The following is a 21821-nucleotide window of genomic DNA, read 5'->3' on the forward strand; positions in this document are numbered from 1 at the left end:
CCCGGCGCAGTGTTCCGAGATGTCCAGGAGATCAAGTGCCCACTGAACAAGCAGCGATCACTAAGGTCCTCATCGCCAATCGCGGCGAGATCGCGGTGCGCGTGATCCGCGCGGCGCGCGATGCCGGGATCGCAAGTGTGGCGGTCTACGCCGAGCCCGACGCGGACGCATTGTTTGTGCAGTTGGCCGACGAAGCATTCGCTCTCGGCGGCCAAACTTCTGCCGAGTCCTACCTGGTATTCGACAAAATTCTCGATGCCGCTGCCCAGTCCGGCGCCAACGCGATCCACCCCGGTTACGGTTTCCTATCAGAGAACGCCGACTTCGCCCAAGCGGTAATCGATGCCAATCTGATCTGGATCGGACCATCACCCCAGTCGATTCGCGACCTCGGGGACAAAGTCACGGCCCGACACATTGCCGAACGCGCGAGCGCGCCGATGGCCGCCGGAACCAAAGATCCCGTCGCCAACGCCGGCGAGATCGTCGAATTCGCCAAACAATACGGCGTCCCGATCGCGATCAAGGCCGCCTTCGGTGGCGGTGGTCGTGGCATGAAGGTCGCGCACACCATCGAAGAAATCCCCGAGCTTTTCGAGTCGGCGACCCGTGAGGCTGTCGCTGCTTTCGGCCGCGGGGAATGCTTTGTCGAGCAGTACCTCGACAAAGCGCGCCACGTCGAAGCTCAGGTCATCGCCGATCAACATGGCAACGTCATCGTCGCCGGCACCCGCGACTGCTCGTTACAGCGTCGCTTCCAGAAGCTCGTCGAAGAAGCTCCCGCACCGTTCCTCACCGACGACCAGCGCTCGCGCATCCACAATTCAGCCAAAGCCATCTGTAAGGAAGCGGGCTACTACGGCGCGGGCACCGTCGAATACCTCGTCCAGGGCGACACCGTTTCCTTCCTCGAGGTCAACACACGCCTGCAGGTCGAGCACCCGGTCACCGAGGAGACCGCGGGCATCGACCTCGTACGCCAGCAGTTCCGCATCGCCGAGGGCCACAAGCTGACGCTCACCGAGGATCCGACCCCGCGCGGTCACTCCTTCGAATTCCGCATCAACGGCGAGGATGCTGGGCGTGGCTTCCTGCCGGCTCCCGGTCCGATCTCCGTCTACCGTGAGCCCACCGGGCCCGGCGTGCGCGTCGATTCCGGTGTGCGCCAGGGAGATGTCATCGGCGGTCAGTTCGACTCGATGCTGGCCAAACTGATCGTCACCGGCGAGAACCGCGAGCAGGCGTTGCAGCGCGCGTCTCGCGCGCTTCGCGAATTCGAGGTCGAGGGCCTCGCGACCGTCATCCCGTTCCATCGCCACATCGTCGAGAACCCGGCGTTCATCGGCGACGGTGAGAAGTTCGATGTCTACACCAAGTGGATCGAGACCGATTGGGAGAACCCGATCGAGCCATACGCCGGTGGCGAGGCAATCGATGACGAAGATAGTGCGCCACGCCAGAAGGTCGTCGTCGAGGTCGGTGGCCGCCGCGTCGAGGTTTCGCTGCCCGGCGATCTCGCGCTCGGCGGCGGCGGTGGTTCGACCAATGGCGTTGTCCGCAAGAAACCGAAAGCACGCACTCGGAAGAAGGGCGCGGGTTCCGCGGCGTCCGGTGACTCCGTCGCAGCACCAATGCAGGGCACCGTCGTGAAGGTCGCGGTCGAGGAGGGCCAGGAGGTCGCCGAAGGTGATCTGGTCGTCGTCCTGGAGGCGATGAAGATGGAGAACCCGGTCAACGCGCATAAGGCCGGTGTGGTGACCGGACTCGCCACCGAGGCGGGTGCCGCGGTCACCCAGGGCACAGTTCTGCTGGAGATCAAGTAGGGCCGCAACCCACCACGCCGGTCAAGTCGCCGCCCTGGATGGTCGAGTGCCCGGCGAGGCGTTAGCCGAGCCGGGTGTATCGAGACCACGCAACCCGCCACGCCGGTCGAGTACCGCCGAGCGAGCCCGCGAGCCCGACGGTGTATCGAGACCACGCAACCCGAAAGGTCAACTCCCACAACGATGGAACCGGTCGAGATCAACGCCGGGACTTGGTATCTACGCGCCCTGCGCGACGACAACCGAGTCACCGACGTTCCCGCACTCACCGAGCTCGGGATAGCTGATCCGGCCGGTTTCGTCGTCTCCGCGGCCGCCGGCTGGATCGACGATGACCGATTCACCTGGGCCGTCTGTGAACCGACCACGGGCGAATTGATGTCGTTGATAGTCGTCGCCGCTGACCCTGCGAGCCTTTCCGGATACGCACGGCCAGGCCAGCGGCACACCCTCGACGACGCCATACCGGTGATCACCCGGTTCGTAGAAGGCGCGTTGGGTATCCCACTGGACTGAAACTGTCCCCGTCTCCGCCGCAGACGCTATATCGCCATCTGCTCCGCTGAGGGGGATAGTTCCAGGGACCTCACCGGCAATATATGCTGAAGCCGCAATCGGTTTGTTCCTCGCCGGGCATAAGGAGCCCCTGATCCGGCGTCGGACATCGAAAGCTGGTGCCCCGCACCAGCACAAGAGGGAATCCGGTGTAATTCCGGAACTGTCCCGCAGCGGTTAATCGAAACGACCGCCGTCAAATGCACTGGGCATAGCCTGGGAAGCGACGGCCAGTAGGCGCACAGAGTGCATGTCGATGAGTCCGAATACCTGCCGGTTGTACCGGGCACGCCGTGCCCGGTGGCTCACCGCCTCGTGGATAGGGCGACGTCGAACCGGCAGTTCTGGGGCGCATCGAGCCCCACACGGGGCCAGTCCGACTCTCCTGCGATGGGCGGTGATCCATCCGCATACCTCGCAGGAGCACATTTCATGTCTGATCCACAGACGTTCACCACCACCGTCACCGGCACGGCCAGGATTGGCCGGAACCGCGAACTCAAGCGGGCCACCGAGTCATATTGGGCCGGGCGTATCGACGCCGCCGCTTTGCACGATGTTGCCGCGACCATCCGTCGCGACACCACCACCGATCTGATCGCCGCCGGCCTGGACTCGATCCCGGTCAACACCTTCTCGTATTACGACCAGATGCTCGACACCGCCGTACTCCTCGGCGCTGTTCCCTCGCGCTACGCCGGCATCGCCGACGAACTCGATCGCTACTTCGCCGCCGCGCGTGGGAACGCCGAGCTCACTCCGATGGAGATGACGAAGTGGTTCGACACCAATTACCATTACCTTGTCCCCGAAATAGGCTCCGACACCAGCTTCTCGCTGCACCCGGAGAAGGTGCTCGCAGAGTTGGCCGAAGCAACCGCGCAGGGTGCGACGGCCCGGCCCGTGGTGATCGGACCGATCACCTTCCTGGCACTCGCTAAAGCCGCCGACGACGGTGCCGCTCCCCTCTCCCGGCTCGACGAGCTGGTCGGCGTCTACGCCGAACTGCTTGCCACTCTCGCCGACGCGGGCGCCACCTGGGTACAGCTCGATGAGCCCGTCCTCGTGACCGACATAGCAGCGGGACTCCCCGAACTCGCCGGCTCGGTGTATCAGCGCCTGGGTGAGCTGACCGCACGGCCAAAGATCTTGGTAGCCACCTACTTCGGCGATGCCGGCGCTTCGCTTGCCGCATTGGCCGCTACTCCGGTCGAGGGCATCGCAGTGGATCTCGTACGTGGCTCCGCCGAGTCGATCGCGGCGGTCCCGGCTCTCACTCGCAAGCATGTGGTCGCCGGAATCGTCAACGGGCGCAACGTCTGGCGAACCGATCTCGATGCCGCCCTGGCCACCCTGGGCACCATTCTGGGATCGGTCGGATCTCTCGCCGTGTCGACTTCATGCTCCACCCTGCATGTCCCCTATGCATTGGCCGCCGAAGACGGCATCGATCAGAATCTTCGCGGCTGGCTCGCTTTCGCCGATGAGAAGTTCGACGAAGTCGCCACTCTCGCAACTGCATTGAATAAGGGGCGCGAGGCGGTCGCGGAGAAGTTCGCGGCGTCGGCCGCCGCGTTGGCGACCCGCACCGACGACCCGCGTCTGAACAATACCGCGGTACGCGAACGACTTTCGGCGATCACCGACGCCGACATCTCGAGAACCAACGCCGACGATCGCGCGATCGCACAGCAGGCACGACTGAACCTGCCGCCGCTGCCGACCACGACTATCGGTTCCTACCCGCAGACCGGCGAGATCCGCAAGGCTCGCGCCGACCTGCGCGCGGGAAAGATCGACGACGCGCAGTACCTGACGCATATGCGGCAGGAGATCGCCGATGTAGTTGCGCTGCAAGAGAAGATCGGTCTCGACGTTCTCGTACACGGCGAGCCTGAGCGTAACGACATGGTGCAGTACTTCGCCGAACAGCTCGACGGATTCCTGTCGACGCAAAATGCGTGGGTGCAGTCGTACGGTTCGCGCTGCGTTCGCCCGCCGATCCTATTCGGCGACGTGGTGCGGACCGCTCCGATGACCGTTGATTGGATCACCTACGCGCAGTCGCTCACCGACAAACCGGTGAAGGGCATGCTCACCGGTCCGGTCACGATCCTCGCATGGTCGTTTGTTCGCGACGATCAGCCGCGTTCGGCTTCGGCCTTCCAGATCGCCCTCGCGATTCGTGACGAGACCGTCGATCTGGAGAAGGCGGGCATCAACGTGATCCAGGTCGACGAACCGGCTCTGCGCGAACTGCTTCCGTTGCGCGACGACGCAAAGACGGCGTATCTGCGCTGGGCTGTCGACGCGTTCCGGCTGTCGACGGCGGGAGTCGCCGACGAGACTCAGGTCCACACGCATCTGTGCTATTCGGAATTCGGTGAGGTTATCGGCGCCATCGCCGAACTGGACGCCGATGTGACCTCGATCGAGGCCGCACGGTCGGCGATGGAGGTCCTGCATGACCTCAACCAGGTCGGGTTCTCCAACGGCGTCGGCCCGGGTGTCTACGACATTCACTCGCCTCGGGTGCCGTCAACTGACGAAATGACACAGTCGTTGCGGGCGGCATTGAAAGCCGTTCCGGCGCAGCGTCTCTGGGTCAATCCGGACTGCGGATTGAAGACTCGCGGCACCACCGAGACTGTCGCGTCGCTAACGAACCTTGTCGCGGCAGCCAAGGCGGCTCGCGAGTCGCTGGCCTGACGGAAAACGTCCCCGTGGCGCGAGCAGACGCTATATGGCCATCTGCTCGCGCCACGGGACAGTTCCACTGGCCCCTACCCGAATTCCACTATCAAATCTCCGCCGTCAACCTGGGCCGACGAACCCAGCGGCAGCGATGCGATCACACCAGCACGCGGCGCGGTGATAGTCGATTCCATCTTCATCGCCTCGATCGTGCCAACCGGATCCCCTGCGGCGACTTCGTCCCCCACTACGACACTCAGCACGACAACACCGCCGAACGGCGCTCCCAGGTGAGCGGTGTTGTCCGGGTCAGCCCGCCGAATCTTCTCGACCGTGATGTCGAAAGACTTGTCACGCACCGCTACAGGCCGCAATTGTCCGTTCAGGGTGCACATCACCGTTCGCATCCCACGTTCGTCTGGGTCGCTGATGGCCTCCAGCCCGATCAACAGATCGACGCCAGGTTCCAGGGAGACTCGCTCCTCATGGCCTGAACGCATGCCGTACAGAAATAGATTCGCCGACAAGGTCGACGTATCACCATAGAGTCGGCGATGTTCGGAAAATTCTGCTGCCGGACCGGGAAAGAGTAAGCGATTCAATGCCTCTCGCCGCACTGGTCCGGACTTTCCGAGCTGCGTGAGATCCGCGTCGCTCAACTCGACCGGGTCCGCGGCCGGCGCCCGGCCGGCCAACACTTCGGTTCGCAGTGGCTCCGCCCAACCACCGGCCGGTTCACCGAGCTCACCCCGGAAGAATCCGATCACCGAATCCGGAATATCGAATGCCGACGGGTTGGCGGCGAAATCGTCTGCGTCGCAACCCTTCGCGACGAGAGTCAGCGCCAGGTCACCAACCACTTTCGACGACGGCGTCACCTTGATGAGACGCCCCAGGATCCGATCGGCACCGGCGTACGCCTCCTCCACCCGCTCGAACTGGTCGGCCAGTCCCAACGATGCCGCCTGCTGATAGAGATTCGACAGTTGGCCGCCAGGGATTTCGTGTCGATAGACCCGGCCAGTCGGTGACCCGTGCCCCGATTCAAATGGCGCGTACACCTTACGAAGTGCTTCCCAGTACGGCTCCAGCGCACACACCGCATCGAGGTCGAGACCGGTGGCACGCTCACTGCCCGCCAGCGCCGCGACGATCGCCGATAATGCCGGCTGGCTCGTCGACCCGGCCAGCGGCGCACTCGCGCCGTCAACGGCATCGACTCCGGCTTGCACAGCTGCGAGGTAAGTTGCGACTTGCCCGCCGGCGGTGTCGTGGGTATGAAGATGAACCGGAAGATCGAAGTTCGACCTCAGTGCCCCAACGAGTCTCGACGCTGCCGCGGGCCGCAATAGTCCGGCCATGTCTTTGATCGCGAGAACATGAGCACCCGCGCCGACGATCTGTTCTGCCAATCGCAGGTAGTAGTCGAGCGTGTACAAGTCCTCGGCCGGATTCGACAGGTCGCCGGTATACGATAGCGCGACCTCAGCGACAGCGGTCCCCTGTGCCCGTACCGACTCGATCGCCGGTCGCATCGCGTCGACGCTGTTGAGCGCGTCGAAGATACGAAAGACGTCGACGCCGGTGCGAGTCGCTTCAGCGATGAACGCGTCGGTGACTTCGGTCGGATATGGCGTGTATCCGACGGTATTCTTGCCGCGTAACAACATTTGCAGACACAGGTTCGGCATCGCCTCGCGCAGTTTCTCCAGCCGCTCCCACGGATCTTCGCGACAGAACCGCAGTGCTACGTCGAAGGTCGCTCCGCCCCAACACTCGACCGACCATAGCTGCGGCGTCATGGACGCTACATAGGGTGCGACGGCCGTCAGTCCGCTCGTCCGCACCCGAGTCGCGAGCAGGGATTGGTGTGCGTCCCGAAAAGTGGTGTCGGTGACAGCTACCGCATTCTGCGAACGCAATTGGGCGGCAAAAGCTTCGGGTCCCAGCCGACGCAATTCATCCCGGCTGCCCGATGCCGGTTCGCCGAGCGTTAGCCCGGTCAGTTTCGCACGCGGCCGGACGGTCCTATCCGGCATTCCATACGGTCGGTTGACCGTTACATCGGCCAAGTACGTAAGCAGTCTGGTGGCGCGGTCACCCGATACATGCGCATCGAGCAGCTCAGGATGCTCGGCGATGAAACTCGTCGTGATCCCACCGGAATTGAACTGTGGATGAGCCAGCAGTGCGCGCAGAAATCCGACGTTGGTCGCCACGCCCCGGATCCTGAACTCCGCCAAGGCCCTTCGCGCGCGGGCGAATGCCGCACCGTGGTGACGGCCGCGACAGGTGACTTTCACCAGCATCGAGTCGAAGAATCCGGTGACCTCGGCACCTAGATGCGTGCCACCGTCCAGGCGTACCCCGGCGCCGCCTGGGGCGCGGTACGCGGTGATCCGCCCGGTGTCCGGACGGAAGTCGTCAGCAGGATCCTCGGTGGTGACTCGACATTGAACGGCACTGCCGCGCAGATAGATCGACTCCTGACTGATACCCAGCTCGGACAGTGTCGCCCCCGCTGCAATGCGCAGTTGTGCCGCCACCAGGTCCACGTCGGTTACTTCCTCGGTAACCGTATGCTCCACTTGGATTCGCGGATTCATCTCGATAAAGACATAGCGGCCGTCAGGTCCGAGCAGAAACTCCACGGTTCCCGCCCCGCGGTATCCGATCGATCGGGCGAATGCCACTGCGTCAGCACACATCGAATCACGCAGTCGCGGTTCGAGATTCGGCGCCGGGGCGATCTCTACGACCTTCTGATGCCTGCGTTGCACGCTGCAGTCCCGCTCGTACAGATGCACAACGTCCCCATTGTGATCGGCGAGTATTTGCACCTCGATGTGGCGGGGTGAGGCAACGGCCTGCTCGATGAAGACCGTTCCGTCGCCGAAAGCCGACGACGCCTCGCGGGACGCGGCCTCCAACGCGGCACGCAGGCCTTGCGGATCATCAACCAGGCGCATCCCGCGCCCTCCGCCACCGGCCACTGCTTTCACGAAGACCGGGAATCGCATCTGCTGACCGGCCTCGATAAGCACGTCGATATCGGTGTCGGGCGCGCACGATTCCAGCACCGGCACCCCGGCTTCGGCCGCCGCGGCAATGGCGCGGGATTTGTTGCCGGTCAACTCCAGCACCGACGCGGGCGGTCCGACGAAAGTGAGTCCCGCATCGTCGCACGCCCGCGCGAGATCCGGGTTCTCCGATAGGAATCCGTAGCCAGGATAGATCGCGTCCGCGCCGGCACGTCGAGCCACCTCGACGATCGCGGGGATATCCAGGTAGGCCCGCACCGGGTGTCCCGGCTCACCGATCTGATATGCCTCATCGGCCGAATTGCGGTGCAGCGCATTGCGATCCTCGTGCGGATAGACCGCAACGGTGGATATGCCCAATTCGTAACACGCTCGGAAGGCGCGCACCGCTATTTCTGACCGGTTGGCGACGAGCACCTTCCGCACGTTCACGCCCCCAGAACTCGTTGCGGCTGACCGTCATACGCCGACAGCGGACGGATCAGCGCGTTATGTGCGGTCTGCTCGATGATGTGAGCCGTCCAACCGGTGATCCTCGCCATTACGAAGATCGGCGTGAACGACCCGATGTCGAAGCCCATCAGTTGGTACGCGGGACCGGTCGGAAAGTCCAAATTCGGTTTGATACCGGTACGCGCAACCATTTCGTCTTCAAGCTCGCGATAGATACTGAGCCACTTGTGCTCACCGAGATGATCGGAAACCTCGACCAGCGCGTCATACATCGTCGGGACCCGCGAATCGCCGTTCTTGTACACGCGATGACCGAAGCCCATCACCTTGTCCTTGTCCGCCAGTTTCGCGCTCAGCCACTCGCGGGCACGCTCGGGTCGATCGATGTCGATCATGTCGTGCATCACCGCCTCGTTGGCACCGCCGTGCAAAGAACCCTTCAAGGCGCCGATCGCCGCGGTGACGGCGCTGTAGATATCCGATTGCGTCGAGGTGACCACGCGCGCGGCGAATGTCGACGCATTGAAGCTGTGCTCGGCATAGAGCGTCAACGACTTCTCGAATGCTTTGACGATTACCGGATCGGGCACCTCGCCGAAGCACATATTCAAGAAGTTCTCCGCGTAGCCGAGACCGTGGTGCGGCTTGATCGGATCGAACCCGCGACGACGTCGCATATCTGCGGCGACGATCGTGGGCAGCACCGCGTACATGCGAAGTGCCTTGTCCAAGTTGGCCTCCGGAGTTGGTACGTCTTCATCAGGGTCCTCGGTGCCCAGGTAGCTGATGAGCGTTCGCACCACATCCATCGGGTGACAGTTGTCCGGGATCCGGGCAAGCACCGATTCGCCGTTGCGGTCCAACCGGCGGTTTGCCCGCTCTCGTTGGGTGAACAACTGCAATTGACCACTGGTTGGCAACTCGCCGTACCAGAGGAGGTAGGCGACTTCTTCGAAACTCCGTTGCGCGGCCAGTTCTTGAACGGCGTACCCGCGATAGGTCAGCGAGTTCGTCTCCGGCACCACCTTGGAGACAGCTGTGGTGTCGACGACGACACCGGCCAATCCCTTGTAGATGGTGGGTGTTTCCGTTGCCACTGCGGTAGTGGTCATGTGTTCGCGCTCCCTGGAATCGTGAAATTGAATGTGTCGGTGTCGAATTGGTTGTAGTCGGCGTATCGCAGCAGTTCGTACAACCTCGACCGGTGCTGCATCCCGTCGAGAAGATCTTCTTGGGTGCCGGCTGAAGAAATCTTCTTCAGACCGGCCTCTATCGCACCCATGGCGATACGCAGGGTGGTCACCGGATAGATGACCGCGTTGTATCCGACATCGGAAAGTTGTGCGGCGGTGAGTAATTCAGACTTGCCGAATTCAGTCATATTCGCCAACAGTGGGATATCCACCGCGGCCCGGAATCGCTCGAACTCCGAGAGATCTGTCAACGCTTCGGTAAAGATCAGGTCGGCGCCAGCTGCGGCATACGATCTAGCCCGATCGATCGCCGCGTCCAACCCCTCAATGGCGCGGGCATCGGTGCGGGCGCAGATGACGAAATTCTCGTCCCGCCGTGCGGCCACAGCTGCGCGCAGTCGTTTGATCATGGTCTCGACCGGAACTACGGCTTTGCCGTCCAGATGCCCGCACCGTTTCGGATTGACCTGGTCTTCCAGATGGCAGCCCGCAAGGCCTGCATCTTCCAGAGCCGCAATTGTGCGCGCCGCGCTCATCGGCTCACCGAATCCGGTGTCGGCGTCGATGATCGTGGGAAGCCCACTGGCGCGGGCGATCTGACCGCCACGGGTGGCGACCTCGGTGAGCGTCGTAAGTCCGATGTCGGGTAGCCCCAGGTCGGCCGCGAGAACCGCACCCGAGACATAGACTCCCTCAAAACCAAGATCGGCCACCAGTTTCGCGACGAGGGGCGAGAACGCACCTGGCCAGCGCTGCAACGTTCCCGATGCCAGGCCCGCGCGCAACGCGCGCCGCTTGTCGGCGTCGGTGGTCGACGACGAGAACAAGTCGGTCGAGAACTCCTCGGCGACCGCCATCAGAAGATGCCCTCACCGATCACCGGCGCGGCGTTGAGTACGGCGGGTTCGACTGCGACATTGAGAGCGTCCAATCCACCTGCGGGTACGTCGGCCAATCCCGCTGCGACGTCGAGGAAGCGCTGCTGCTCGGGGGCCGCGACGACACCGGCGGCGAGACCGGTGAACTTCGCGACATACTGCTCACGGGCAAAAGGCCTGGCGCCCAACGGATGAGCATCGGCGACTGCCAGCTCGTCGCTGATCACGCTGCCGTCGCGCATGGTGATTACCGCGCGCGCACCGAATGCCTTCTCGTTCGGATCCTCCGAGTGGTACCGGCGAGTCCACTCCGGGTCTTCGACGGTGGAGACCTTATTCCACAGCGCGACCGTATCTGGACGCGAAGCACGCTCGGGCGCATAGGATTTCACGTGATCCCAGGCACCATCCTGCAGAGCGACGGCAAAGATATACATCACCGAGTGGTCAAGTGTCTCTCGGCTGGCGGCCGGATCGAACTTCTGCGGGTCGTTCGAGCCGGTGCCGATCACCACGTGGGTGTGGTTAGAGGTATGCAGCACAATCGATTCAATATCGTCGATATGCGGGATATGCGCTCGCATCCGACGGGCGAGATCGATCGGCGCCTGGCTCTGGTATTCGGCCGAATGTTCCTTGGTGTAGCTGTCGAGGATCGCCCGCTTGGGTTCGCCTAGGTCGGGCAGCGGCACGATGTATTCACCGTCAGGGCCGTCGAGCAGCCAAGCGATCACCCCGTCTTCGCCCTCCCAGATCGGCGCGGGTGCTCCCTCGCCACGCATCGCACGGTCAACCGCCTCGATCGCCACCTTGCCCGCGTAGGCCGGGGCGAATGCCTTCCAACTCGAAATCTGCCCCTTACGCGACTGGCGCGTCGCGGTCGTCAGATGCAGGGCCTGCCCGATCGCCTGGTAGATCGTTTCACCATCCAGACCGAGCATCGTGCCTAGACCAGCAGCCACCGACGGCCCAAGGTGCGCCACATGGTCAATTTTGTGCTTGTGCAAGGAGATTGATCGGACCAGATCGATCTGAACCTCGTAGGCGGTGGCTAGCCCTCGGATCAGATCGGCCCCGCTGACCCCCTTGTGCTGAGCAACGGCGACCAGCGGCGGTATGTTGTCGCCCGGATGCGAGTACTCGGCGGCCAAGAAGGTGTCGTGGAAGTCGAGTTCGCGTACGGCGACTCCATTGGCCCACGCTGCCCATTCCGGCGAATAGCTTCCCGGCACGCCGAAGACCTGCGAACCCGGCTTTCCCGGATGCGCGACGGCCTGCGACCGCGCGGTAGTGACCGGCCGGCGAATCACCGATGCGGCACTCACCGATGCGTTGTCGATAACCCGATTGATGATCATCTCGGTCGTGTCGGCTGGCACCTCGACGGCATCAGTCGCGAGTTGCGCGAGTTTGTAAGCAAGATGCTCGGACTGCGGGAAGTCGTCAGCGCTACGTCGGGTTCGCACGATGTGATTGATCATATTTGCACCGTACGCACCCCTGAACAACAGCGAAACCCCCTGCAAATGCGTATTTTCGCGGACACCGATACGGCCTTTTGCGAACGTTGTGTACATCAATGCGCGTACGCTTACTTGCCATGGCCAAGATGTTCGCCGGCGCGCGGCTTCGCCGATTACGCGAGGAACGCGGTATCAGCCAGGCGGCGCTGGCACGCCGCCTTGACCTATCGACGAGTTACGTCAACCAATTGGAGAACGATCACCGGCCGCTGACGGTGGCCGTATTGCTCAGTCTGGCCCGCGAGTTCGACCTCGGTACCGACTATTTCGCCACCGACTCCGACGCACGATTGGTCGGCGACCTGACCGAAGTCCTGTCCGCACGCGGCGACTCGAGTGACGTCGGCGGACAGATCGAGGAGTTGGTCGCTCGGATGCCGGATGTCGGAAAGGCGCTCGTCGACATGCACCGTCGACTTCTCGCCGCGACAACGGAATTGGAGACCTATCGCGCCAGCGTCACCCGTGACGACACCGAACAGGTTCGAACGCCGATGCCATTCGAGGAGGTCCGCGACTTCTTCTACGACCGCAAGAACTACATCCACGATCTCGACATCGCCGCCGAGGAGATGTTCAGCTCGCACGACCTGGCCGTCGGCGGTCTCGATGAGCAACTGGGCGCGATCTTGGAGCGCGACTTCGGAATTCGTGTCGTACTCGACGACTCGGTGAGCAAACGCACCTACGATCCGCGGAATCGGGTTATCACCATCGCCCGACGCCTGCGGCCGGGCCAGCGCGCGTTCCAGCTGGCTACCCAACTCGCGTTCCTGACGCAGCGCCCGCTCATCGACAATATCGTCACCTCGGCCGAAAATCTGAGCGCGCCTTCGGCTTCGGTAGCTCGAGTTGGTCTGGCTAACTACTTCGCCGGCGCTTTGGTATTGCCGTATAGGCAGTTTCACGCAGCCGCTGAGGAACTCCGCTACGACATCGAGGTGCTCAGCCTGCGGTTCGAAGTCGGTTTCGAGACGATCTGCCATCGACTCTCAACACTCCAGCGACCACGCCTGCGCGGAGTCCCATTCATCTTCGTCCGCACCGATCGCGCAGGAAATATCTCGAAACGTCAGTCCGCCACCGCATTTCATTTCTCCCGCGTCGGTGGGAGCTGTCCGCTCTGGGTGGTACACGACGCATTCGCCACACCCGGCCGGATCGTCACCCAAGTGTCGTCAATGCCCGACGGCCGCTCATATTTCTGGCTGGCGCGCACCACCGACGAACCACAACAGGGTTACCTTGGCGTGCGTAGCAGCTTCGCCATCGGCCTCGGGTGCGATATTTCCTACGCCGACCGTCTGGTGTATTCCACCGGCATCGACCTCGCCGACCCACGCCGAACAGTCCCAATCGGCGCCGGCTGCAAGGTATGTGATCGTCCCGATTGCGCGCAGCGGGCTTTCCCGCAGTTGGGGCGCCCAATCACGGTCGACGACAACGTTTCCGCATCGACGCCGTACCTGTCCCCCCGCGGGTAGAACGACAGGTGAACTACGGCAACCATTGCAGCACTTCCAGAGCTGCGGCGACGCTGATCGCGTTATGCGACAAGGGAACCGGCAACAGTTCACTCGCGCGAGCGACGCGCCGCACCACCGTATTCCGATGCGTGTACAGCCTGGTCGCCGTAGTGGTGGAATTACACCGCTCGGCGAACCATACGCGCAGGCATTCACGCAATTCTGGATCGGCAGTGGCCAATTCGCCGAGCGTCTCACTGACGAAGTCGTCCACGACCGCCCGATCATCACTCATCGCCCCGATCAACGCCAGGTCGTCGTAGCGGACCACCGTACGTGTCGAGCCGAGGCGGGTCACCGTCTGATTGGCCGCGAGCGCCTGAAAATGACTGCGCCGGAAGCCTTCCCGACCATGCCCGGGTTGACCGATGGCGATACGAACGCCCTCGACACCTTCGAGCGCCGGGCCGATATCGAGTGCGCCGGTGGGAAACCACACCCATAGGCGGTCGGCACCGGCGAGCACATTCAACCGCATGCTCAATCGATTGGCGGACATAATCTCGTCACACAGCTCTTCCAGGCGACTCATCGCCGCCGTGGTCGCGGTCAGCACCACGGCAATCTGCGGCCCGGCGAGACGATAGTGCAATTGCGCCTCCGCACGCGCCTGCGCGATCGGCGCACCCTCCAAGATCAGCGCGACGGCGGCTCGACGCTCGGCATGGGTATCGCCGGCGAGCTGGGCCCGCGCGACGTCGATCTGATCGGCCAGTGCGGCGACGGTATCGTCGACGAACGCACTGATCGATTGCGATGTCAGGTCAAGCACCTCGTGAAGGAGGGCGACATCATCGGTCACACTGAAGCAGACTTCCATCCAACGCCGCCACGCGACGGCTTGGGCAGTGCGGAAGGCGTCGAGCATGCCGGCATCCAAGCCGCGGCGGACCATCTCGCGCACCATCTCGGTACCGTCGTCGACCACGCGGACCGGAACTCGCGCACCAGGTGCTACCAGGTTATGTTGGGCCCACTGCTCCAGGTTTCCTTCGTTGGTGCTCCGCAGCGCGTCCATCAAGACCGCGTCGTCGACGATCTCGTCGAGTCGCACACCTTGCAGCGCGGCCCAGTTGAACTCGTCCATCCAGCCCTGCGGGGGATCCACGATCTGCGCCAGCGCCTCCACAATTAACGCCGCGGCGGCGGGGGACGGCTCGTCCCACGTGATATCCATGTGTTCATTATGAACCACACCTCGGCGAGTTTTGGTTCATATCACCCTTGCCGGGTGACGGCGGTCTCAAGGAATATTGAAGATATGACCAGCCAACCCATTATCGCCACCGACGTTTTCGACGTCGTAATCCTCGGCGCCGGCATCTCCGGCATTGGCGCAGCCCACTACTTGCGCACCGAACACCCGGAGAAGTCGTTCACCATCCTCGAATCGCGCGACACTATTGGCGGCACCTGGGACCTGTTCCGTTACCCCGGCATCCGGTCGGATTCGGACCTGCACACCTTTGGCTACGAATTCAAGCCGTGGCGCGATAAGCAGGCGATCGCCGATGCTCCCCGCATTCTCGACTACCTGCGCGAGGCTGTTGACGACGACGATCTGGCCGGCCATATCCAGTTTCAGCGTCGCGCGGTAGCCGCCGATTGGCTCTCGGGCGAGCAGCTGTGGGCGATCACCGTGCGCCACAACGACTCCGGCGTCGAGGAAATCGTCAAGACCCGGTGGATCTTCGCCGGCACCGGCTACTACAACTACGACGAGGGCTACTCCCCCGAATTCCCCGGACGTGAGCGGTTCGCCGGCCAGATCGTTCACCCGCAGCATTGGCCCGAAGATCTGGAGTTCGCGGGTAAGAACGTTGTCGTAATCGGCAGCGGCGCAACGGCCGTCACTCTCATCCCGGCGATGGCACCGGAGACGAAGCATGTCACGATGTTGCAGCGGACGCCGACCTATGTGATCCCCCTGCCACGAGAAGACATGATCGCCAACGCTTTCAAGCGTTTCCTCGGTGACGAACGCGGCTACGCATTGTCCCGGCAGAAGAATATCCTTCAGCAGCGCATCGTATTTCAGCTTTGTCAGCGTTTCCCGAAACAGGCTCGTGCGATCATCCGCAAGTCCAACACCGCTATGCTGCCCAAAGGTTTCGACGTCGACACTCATTTCAATCCTCCGTATGACCCGTGGGATCAGCGACTGTGCGTCGTACCCGACGGCGACCTGTTCCGCACCCTGCGCAGCGGTAAGGCGTCGATCGCCACCGGACATATCAAAACCTTCACCGAGACCGGGATCGAACTCACCGACGGCACGGTCATCGACGCCGACATCATCGTCACCGCAACCGGTTTGAATCTTCAGTTGTTCGGCGGCCTGGAGCTGAGCACCGACGGCACGCCAGTCGACTTGACCAAATCAGTTGCCTACCGCGGGGCGATGCTGTCCGGTGTTCCGAACTTTCTGCTTGCCATCGGGTACACCAACTCGTCCTGGACGCTGAAGATCGGTTTGCTGTGCGAGTACTTCTGCCGGGTCCTGAGGCACATGGACGAGCGCGGCTACGCTTCAGTGCAACCAGTGCCCGATCCGTCGATGACTACTGCGCCCCTCCTCAACTTTGGCGCCGGCTACGTGAAACGCGCACTTGACCGGCTACCCAAGCAGGGAACCGAAGCTCCCTGGCAGATGACGATGAGCGTCGCAGCCGACGTCAAGCAACTACGCAACGGCGACGTCGCCGACCGCTTCATGCACTATCAAAAGGTTCCCGCGCTAGCGGCCAAGTAGTTCCTCAGACCTGCTCGGTGAGGATCACTCCCTTGCCGAGCAGGTTGCCGTCCTCCATATCTTGATGCGCCTGCGCGATCTCGTTGAGTCGGTAGACCCGACCGATTGGCACCGGTGTGCGGCCCGCTGCCGCGTCATCAAGGTAAGGCTGCAACACCGTCGAAGGCAGATTCGCGGCTTCACCCGCATATGCCGTCAGCCGGACACCGGTCGGCAAATAGTCCATCGGATAGAAGTCCGGGATCGTCCACTGGTCGGACAGCATGCCGGTGAAACAGACTGTGCCCTTGGGGCGTACCGCGCGCAGGGTGTCGGGCAGGGTATTGGTGCCGACCAGTTCAACCGCACCGTCGACGCCATCGGGCAGCACCCGCCGAATCTGCTCGGCGATCGCTCCGTCGTCGATGAGAACGTGGTCGGCGAACTGGCCCAAGAAGTCGCTGCGCGCCGCATTGCGTGTCGTGGTGAAGACAGTCGCGCCCGCCCGACGAGCGAGCACCGCCAGAGCCAGACCGACCGACGACGTACCGCCGCGAATCAGAAGCGACTGTCCCGCACCGACATCCGTTCCGACGGTCAGTGAGCCGTGTGCCGTCTGCAACATCTCGGGCACCGCTCCGAGTACATCCCAGCCGAGACTACTGACGAAAACGACCGCCGATGACACTGGTACACAGACGAATTCGGCATAGCCGCCGTCAATGGTGCGGCCCATCCCGCCCATCAACGCCATCACTTGGGTGCCGATCTCGATCTCGCCGCCGGGACACTCCACCACCACACCCGCTGCTTCGATACCCGGAATACGCGGAAAGGACCCGAACGACCCCATTCCCCTTCGGAAATGCAACTCCGACCTGTTCAAGCCGAAAGCGTGGACGCGAATCAAGACCCAGCCAGACTTGGGAATCGGTAGATCGACCTCACGAATCGACAGTGCGGACGGTGGGCCCGGGGCATCCAGTACTGCTGCTCGCATCCTTGCCATATCGAACAGCCTAGTGTCGACGGCTCTCGCGCGGCGCGGCGCGAATACTGAAACCGGCCCCCGTGAGCCGAGCAGATGCACCCTCTCCATCTGCTCGTTCCATCTGCTCGTCCCAGAAGGACCAGTTCAATTTGTTAACTAGCCTCTGAGCAACCCCTTGGCCACATGGGTCACCTGAATCTCGTTGCTGCCGGCGTAGATCATCAGGGACTTCGCGTCACGTGCCAGTTGCTCTACGCGATACTCGGCCATATAGCCGTTGCCACCGAACAGTTGCACCGCCTCCATCGCCACTTCAGTTGCAGCCCTTGAAGAATAGAGCTTCATCGCCGAGGCCTGCGCGAGTGTCGGCGGCTTGCCGTTTTTCGTGGCCTCCATCGCGACGAACAGCATATTCTGCACATTCAGTCGGGCGACCTCCATCTCGGCGAGTTTCAACTGAATGAGCTGGAACTGTCCGATCTCCTGCCCCCAGAGGGTACGACTCTTCGCATAGTCGATCGAAAGTCGTTGCGCCTCATTGATAATGCCTAGCGAGAGGGCTGCGATGCCGATCCGCTCGGCGGTGAATCCCTGCTTCGCGCTATCGCCGCCCCGCTTGTCGCTACCGGTGTCCTCGGTCTCGCCCAGAAGCCGGTCCGCACCGACTTTGACATTGTCGAAGAACAGTTCTCCGGTCGGTGAGGACATCATGCCCATCTTCTTGAACGGCTTACCCTGCGTCAGCCCTTCCATCCCGGTATCGAGTACGAAGGTCAACACCTTGCGATCGCGGATCGGAGTGCCGTCTTCTTCATCAAGCTTCGCGAACACGACCATGGTGTCGGCGTAGGGACCGTTCGTGATGAAGGTCTTCTGACCTTTGAGGATGTATCCGCCGTCGCCATCGCGTTTGACGGTTGTTTTCATGCCACCGAGTGCATCGGAACCTGAGTCGGGTTCGGTGATCGCCCACGCGCCGACCTTGTCCATAGTGACCAACTCGGGCAGCCAGCGCTTCTTCTGCGCGAGAGTGCCACGCGACTTGATAGTCGATACCGTCAGGCCCATCGACACGCCCATCGAGGCGATGATGCCCAGGCTCACGCCGGCCATTTCCATGTTGAGAATCAGGAACATCGAGCCGCCGAGACTGCCCGGCCCAGTGCTCTTCTTTCCATCACCGGATTCTTCGGCGGCCAGTTCCTTCTCCAGCGCGTCACGATTCATCGCGTCGATACCGAAGGTGGACAACATCTTTCGCGTGATGTCGTAGGGCGGAAGCTGACCCGACTCCAACTCGTCGATACTCGGACGCACCTCCTTGTCAATGAACTGCCGCAACGCATCGCGAACCATCAGGTCTTCGTCGGACCACTCGAACATTCAGACTCCTCGGGTGAAACATGTTCTAGCTCAGTTACCAACCACTGTGACACAGAACATGCCGGATGTCTCTAGCGGCCCTCGCCATAGATTGTGGCCGGCCTCAGTTCGGTCGAGAAGAAGTCGCCGACGTCCCGGCAGAGCAGCGCTTGGGCCACTGACTTCGCGACGACTACGGTGCCCGCGTCGGCCCGCTCGCGCCACTTGGAGATCCGCGCCACGAACACCTCGACGCTCTCGCCGCCATGTGGGGCCGACGTCGGATCGCCGAACCACTGCCGCAACTCATCGGTAGGTACGTCCTCCGGAGTTAGCCCGTCCCACCGCCCGACGTCGAGCGCCCTCAGAGCCTCGTCGAGGACGGGCGCACACCCCAATAGCGCGGCGGTTTGGACCGCGACCGCTTCCGGTCCGCAACGGATAGGCCCGACAAGAATGCCGCTCGATGTCCGCAGTGCCGCGACATCACGGCGACCGCGTTCGTCGAGCGGCCTATCAGCACCGCCGAATCGCACGAGTTTGTTAGGTGCGGTCCGCCCCGCGGTAATGATCTGCATGGTCATGCTTCCAACTGATGGTCGAGTGCCTGGCGATCCCCACCGATAGTCGAGTGCCTGGCGAGGCGCCAGCCGATGGTCGAATGCCTGGCGAGGCGCCAGCCGATGGTCGAGTGCCTGGCAATCCCCACCGATAGTCGAATGCCTGGCGAGGCGCCAGCCGATGGTCGAATGCCTGGCAATCCCCACCGATGGTCGAGTGCCTGGCGAGGCGCCAGCCGAGCCAGGTGTATCGAGACCCGGCAAGACAAACTCGCAACTCGACCAACTAAACCGAAGCAGACTCCGCTGCCACCTCGACCCGGTCGTCGGAGCGACGCGACAGCCAACCGAGCACCAATGCGAACACCACACCGAGAACAGTCCACAGAATCACCTGGTTGGCGATCGTGTAGGTGCGGAACAATCCGATCACATCACCCGGAAATCCGGGATAGATGATCTGCCCGGCATCGTTCGTCACCGGTGTCGGAATCTCGTCAAACTTGGGCAGCAGTGCCGCCGAGATCGTGATGACCACCAAATAGCCGATCGTCGCGGTCACCGCTCCGAGCAAACCGCCGATCCGAGGCCGGAGCCAAAGTGCGGCGATTGTCGCCAGAATTACCGCGGCGACCGAGATCAAGGTGAGTGTCAGGTACGAACCTGATCGGGAGCCGATGGTGTCGTCGTTGCCGACGGCGGGTGGATTCGGCGGGTAAACGAAGAATGGAACGCCAACCACCGCGACGAATCCGATCACTGTCAGGGCCGCACTGACCCATCGAGGATCGGCCGCCGGATACCGCCGGCCAACGTACGCCCACAGGATCGTGAATGCGACGGCAAAGAATGCTCCCATCGCCAGCGCGAAACCGACGGTCCCGATTCCGGCACCGATATTCTCCTGCACTGCCCGCGTGAAGACTTCATGCTCGTGCCCGTGCTCACCGGAGAGCATCTCCTCCGCGTGTGAGCGACCCTCTTCATAATCGATCGCCTTCGCGACCTGGGGCTCGATGAATATTCGCGCGAAAATGAAAGCGACGATTCCAGCGATAAGTCCCGAGATGAGACCTGCGCCAACGAACTTCCCGGCGATCGAAGCGCCGGGTGCTGTTTCAGCCATGATTCTGTTGTCTCCTGCTCGTCTAGTGGCAGGGGAAGCCGTTGAAGTGGCGGGCATCATGCACGAACTCGTGTACGTGTGTGTCCGAACCGAACACCGAAACCGCGCCCTGGTCGTAGCCGAGGAAGTAGTAGACGAGCGCTGCGATCAGCACCGTCGCGGTGAGCAGCAACGCCGCGCTGACGACCGACAGATTCGGTACCGCGAGCGAGCGGGGTTTGGATACAGCTTTCGCTGTGGAGGTCATGGGATGTCCTTCCGGATTGCGCGTCCGATTCAGTTGTGACTCATAGCCAGTGCAGGTGTCTGACTCGCAGCATTCGCTTGCTCACAGTGGCGCGACCGTCTCGGATTCTCACCGGGTTCCCCGCGTCGACTGGCTGTGATGACTCTACAACGGATGCAGCTGCGGAGATATGTCCCGTCACGAAGTCAGACGGCATATGGACGTCCCATGTCATTCTCGGGACTTATCCGCGTGGCAGTTCAGTCAATCGGAAGCGGATGCTGACTGCGCGTACGGATCCGATGTTTCTGCGCCATCGTCACTTCGGCGATGTCGGCCAGCACATCATCCAGCACTCCAGCACCTCTCGATAGTCGATCCGCATCGTGATCCACCCCTTGCCGAGCGTTTTGCGGTCGCGGCGAATATCGCGGCGACGCGCGTCCCCAGCGTGCGAGCCTTCGCTGTCGATCTCCAACAGCAAGCGTCCGATTCGAAGATCGCCACGTTTTCGCCCGCGTGAAATTCTCGGCTGTACGTGAACTTTGTAACCCGCTCGCTTCAGACGTATTCGCGCGAGTGACTCACTGCCGGATTCAGCTGCCGCATCGCACCTCCGCATCAATGCGATGAGTTTCTGTGGCACCGTCCCCATCTGCGCCTGTAGATCCGGGACGGTCCAGCTGGTGTTGTGTAAGACGCTGTCGCACATGGCAATCCAATACTCGTTGCTCACACAGCGCGCAGCGCAGTTCAATGCGTGCGGAATCGAATCGACGGCGGTGAGCGTGGGAATCGGTCGGCCGTATCCTTGGCAGATCGTCACCCATGGCGGCCGTGAGATCGATTTGACCTTCGCGGCCCACCACATCGGTATCGGCGGCCGGACATGAATACCAACCGAGACGTTCGGCAGTCATGTTCCCGACATTGACCTCGTTGCGGATACTGCGCTCAGTGTGGCCCAGGTCCCGCAGCTCCTGGATGGTGAAAACTCCACTGCGCTCCATAAGCGGGTTAGACGTCCGGCTCGTCGACTTGGTTCCGTAGCCGCCGAAGATATGTCCCCTTTCGAAGTAAGACGGCATATAGACGCCTGCGCCGCTCTCGGGGCATATCGTCCGCGCCAACTTCGGTTG

Annotated in this window: 16 protein-coding genes and 2 riboswitches; of the genes, 6 read left to right on the forward strand and 10 right to left on the reverse strand. The window is 62.4% G+C overall.

The genetic code is table 11. The features are described 5' to 3' along the window. The first annotated feature begins 35 nt into the window (after positions 1-35). From AAFP29_RS15085 to metE, 3 genes are all read left to right on the forward strand, one after another. Positions 36-1823 (forward strand): acetyl/propionyl/methylcrotonyl-CoA carboxylase subunit alpha, encoded by a 1788-nt coding sequence (locus tag AAFP29_RS15085; protein WP_419218216.1) that lies wholly within the window; start codon positions 36-38, stop codon positions 1821-1823. 183 nt (positions 1824-2006) lie between these two features. Continuing rightward, positions 2007-2339 (forward strand): hypothetical protein, encoded by a 333-nt coding sequence (locus tag AAFP29_RS15090; RefSeq protein ID WP_419218217.1) that lies wholly within the window; start codon positions 2007-2009, stop codon positions 2337-2339. Positions 2340-2478: 139 nt separating this feature from the next. Continuing rightward, positions 2479-2671, forward strand: a riboswitch (cobalamin riboswitch). Positions 2672-2810: 139 nt separating this feature from the next. Further along, positions 2811-5087 carry a 5-methyltetrahydropteroyltriglutamate--homocysteine S-methyltransferase gene (gene metE, locus AAFP29_RS15095; protein ID WP_419218218.1) on the forward strand — a complete coding sequence of 759 codons (2277 nt, stop codon included), beginning with the start codon at positions 2811-2813 and terminating at the stop codon, positions 5085-5087. Between the two features lie 74 nt (positions 5088-5161). Here metE and AAFP29_RS15100 read toward each other — a convergent pair whose 3' ends face one another. Genes AAFP29_RS15100 through prpD form a run of 4 tightly spaced genes read right to left on the reverse strand, consistent with a single transcriptional unit; the run spans position 5162 to position 12118 of the window. Beyond that, on the reverse strand, positions 5162-8539 hold the full coding sequence (locus AAFP29_RS15100; protein ID WP_419218739.1) for a pyruvate carboxylase: 3378 nt from the start codon (positions 8537-8539) through the stop codon (positions 5162-5164). Positions 8540-8541: 2 nt separating this feature from the next. Continuing rightward, positions 8542-9678, reverse strand: a complete 1137-nt coding sequence (locus AAFP29_RS15105) for a bifunctional 2-methylcitrate synthase/citrate synthase (protein WP_419218219.1) — start codon at positions 9676-9678, stop codon at positions 8542-8544. Further along, positions 9675-10616 (reverse strand): methylisocitrate lyase, encoded by a 942-nt coding sequence (gene prpB, locus AAFP29_RS15110; RefSeq protein ID WP_419218220.1) that lies wholly within the window; start codon positions 10614-10616, stop codon positions 9675-9677. The genes AAFP29_RS15105 and prpB overlap by 4 nt, the downstream gene beginning before the upstream one ends. Continuing rightward, the gene (gene prpD, locus AAFP29_RS15115) at positions 10616-12118 is read right to left on the reverse strand and encodes a 2-methylcitrate dehydratase PrpD (protein WP_419218221.1); all 1503 of its coding nucleotides are present in this window, start codon (positions 12116-12118) and stop codon (positions 10616-10618) included. The genes prpB and prpD overlap by 1 nt, the downstream gene beginning before the upstream one ends. A gap of 119 nt (positions 12119-12237) precedes the next feature. Here prpD and AAFP29_RS15120 point away from each other — a divergent pair, with 119 nt between their 5' ends. Beyond that, positions 12238-13644, forward strand: coding sequence for a short-chain fatty acyl-CoA regulator family protein (locus AAFP29_RS15120; RefSeq protein ID WP_419218222.1), 1407 nt, complete (start codon positions 12238-12240; stop codon positions 13642-13644). A gap of 13 nt (positions 13645-13657) precedes the next feature. Here the strand turns inward: AAFP29_RS15120 and AAFP29_RS15125 are convergent, their stop codons facing one another. Next, the gene (locus AAFP29_RS15125; protein ID WP_419218223.1) at positions 13658-14863 is read right to left on the reverse strand and encodes a PucR family transcriptional regulator; all 1206 of its coding nucleotides are present in this window, start codon (positions 14861-14863) and stop codon (positions 13658-13660) included. Between the two features lie 84 nt (positions 14864-14947). Here AAFP29_RS15125 and AAFP29_RS15130 point away from each other — a divergent pair, with 84 nt between their 5' ends. Continuing rightward, complete coding sequence (locus AAFP29_RS15130; protein WP_419218224.1) at positions 14948-16438, forward strand: flavin-containing monooxygenase; 1491 nt, start codon at positions 14948-14950, stop codon at positions 16436-16438. 4 nt (positions 16439-16442) lie between these two features. Here the strand turns inward: AAFP29_RS15130 and AAFP29_RS15135 are convergent, their stop codons facing one another. The 5 genes from AAFP29_RS15135 to AAFP29_RS15155 all read right to left on the reverse strand — a co-directional run bounded on the left by AAFP29_RS15135 (position 16443) and on the right by AAFP29_RS15155 (position 20703). Then, entirely contained in the window at positions 16443-17426 is a 984-nt protein-coding gene (locus AAFP29_RS15135) for an alcohol dehydrogenase catalytic domain-containing protein (protein ID WP_419218225.1), read from the reverse strand. A 138-nt stretch (positions 17427-17564) separates the two neighbouring features. After that, complete coding sequence (locus AAFP29_RS15140; RefSeq protein ID WP_419218226.1) at positions 17565-18791, reverse strand: acyl-CoA dehydrogenase family protein; 1227 nt, start codon at positions 18789-18791, stop codon at positions 17565-17567. Positions 18792-18862: 71 nt separating this feature from the next. Beyond that, positions 18863-19354, reverse strand: coding sequence for a histidine phosphatase family protein (locus AAFP29_RS15145; RefSeq protein WP_419218227.1), 492 nt, complete (start codon positions 19352-19354; stop codon positions 18863-18865). A 262-nt stretch (positions 19355-19616) separates the two neighbouring features. Further along, positions 19617-20429 carry a CbtA family protein gene (locus AAFP29_RS15150; protein WP_419218740.1) on the reverse strand — a complete coding sequence of 271 codons (813 nt, stop codon included), beginning with the start codon at positions 20427-20429 and terminating at the stop codon, positions 19617-19619. A 49-nt stretch (positions 20430-20478) separates the two neighbouring features. Beyond that, positions 20479-20703 carry a CbtB domain-containing protein gene (locus AAFP29_RS15155; RefSeq protein WP_419218228.1) on the reverse strand — a complete coding sequence of 75 codons (225 nt, stop codon included), beginning with the start codon at positions 20701-20703 and terminating at the stop codon, positions 20479-20481. A gap of 32 nt (positions 20704-20735) precedes the next feature. Continuing rightward, positions 20736-20870, reverse strand: a riboswitch (cobalamin riboswitch). 522 nt (positions 20871-21392) lie between these two features. On the opposite strand from AAFP29_RS15155, the gene AAFP29_RS15160 reads away from it, so the two are divergent. Beyond that, positions 21393-21575 carry a hypothetical protein gene (locus AAFP29_RS15160; protein ID WP_419218229.1) on the forward strand — a complete coding sequence of 61 codons (183 nt, stop codon included), beginning with the start codon at positions 21393-21395 and terminating at the stop codon, positions 21573-21575. The last annotated feature ends 246 nt before the right edge of the window (positions 21576-21821 follow it).

The sequence above is a fragment of the Gordonia sp. CPCC 205333 genome (assembly GCF_048537885.1).
Lineage (GTDB): Bacteria > Actinomycetota > Actinomycetes > Mycobacteriales > Mycobacteriaceae > Gordonia.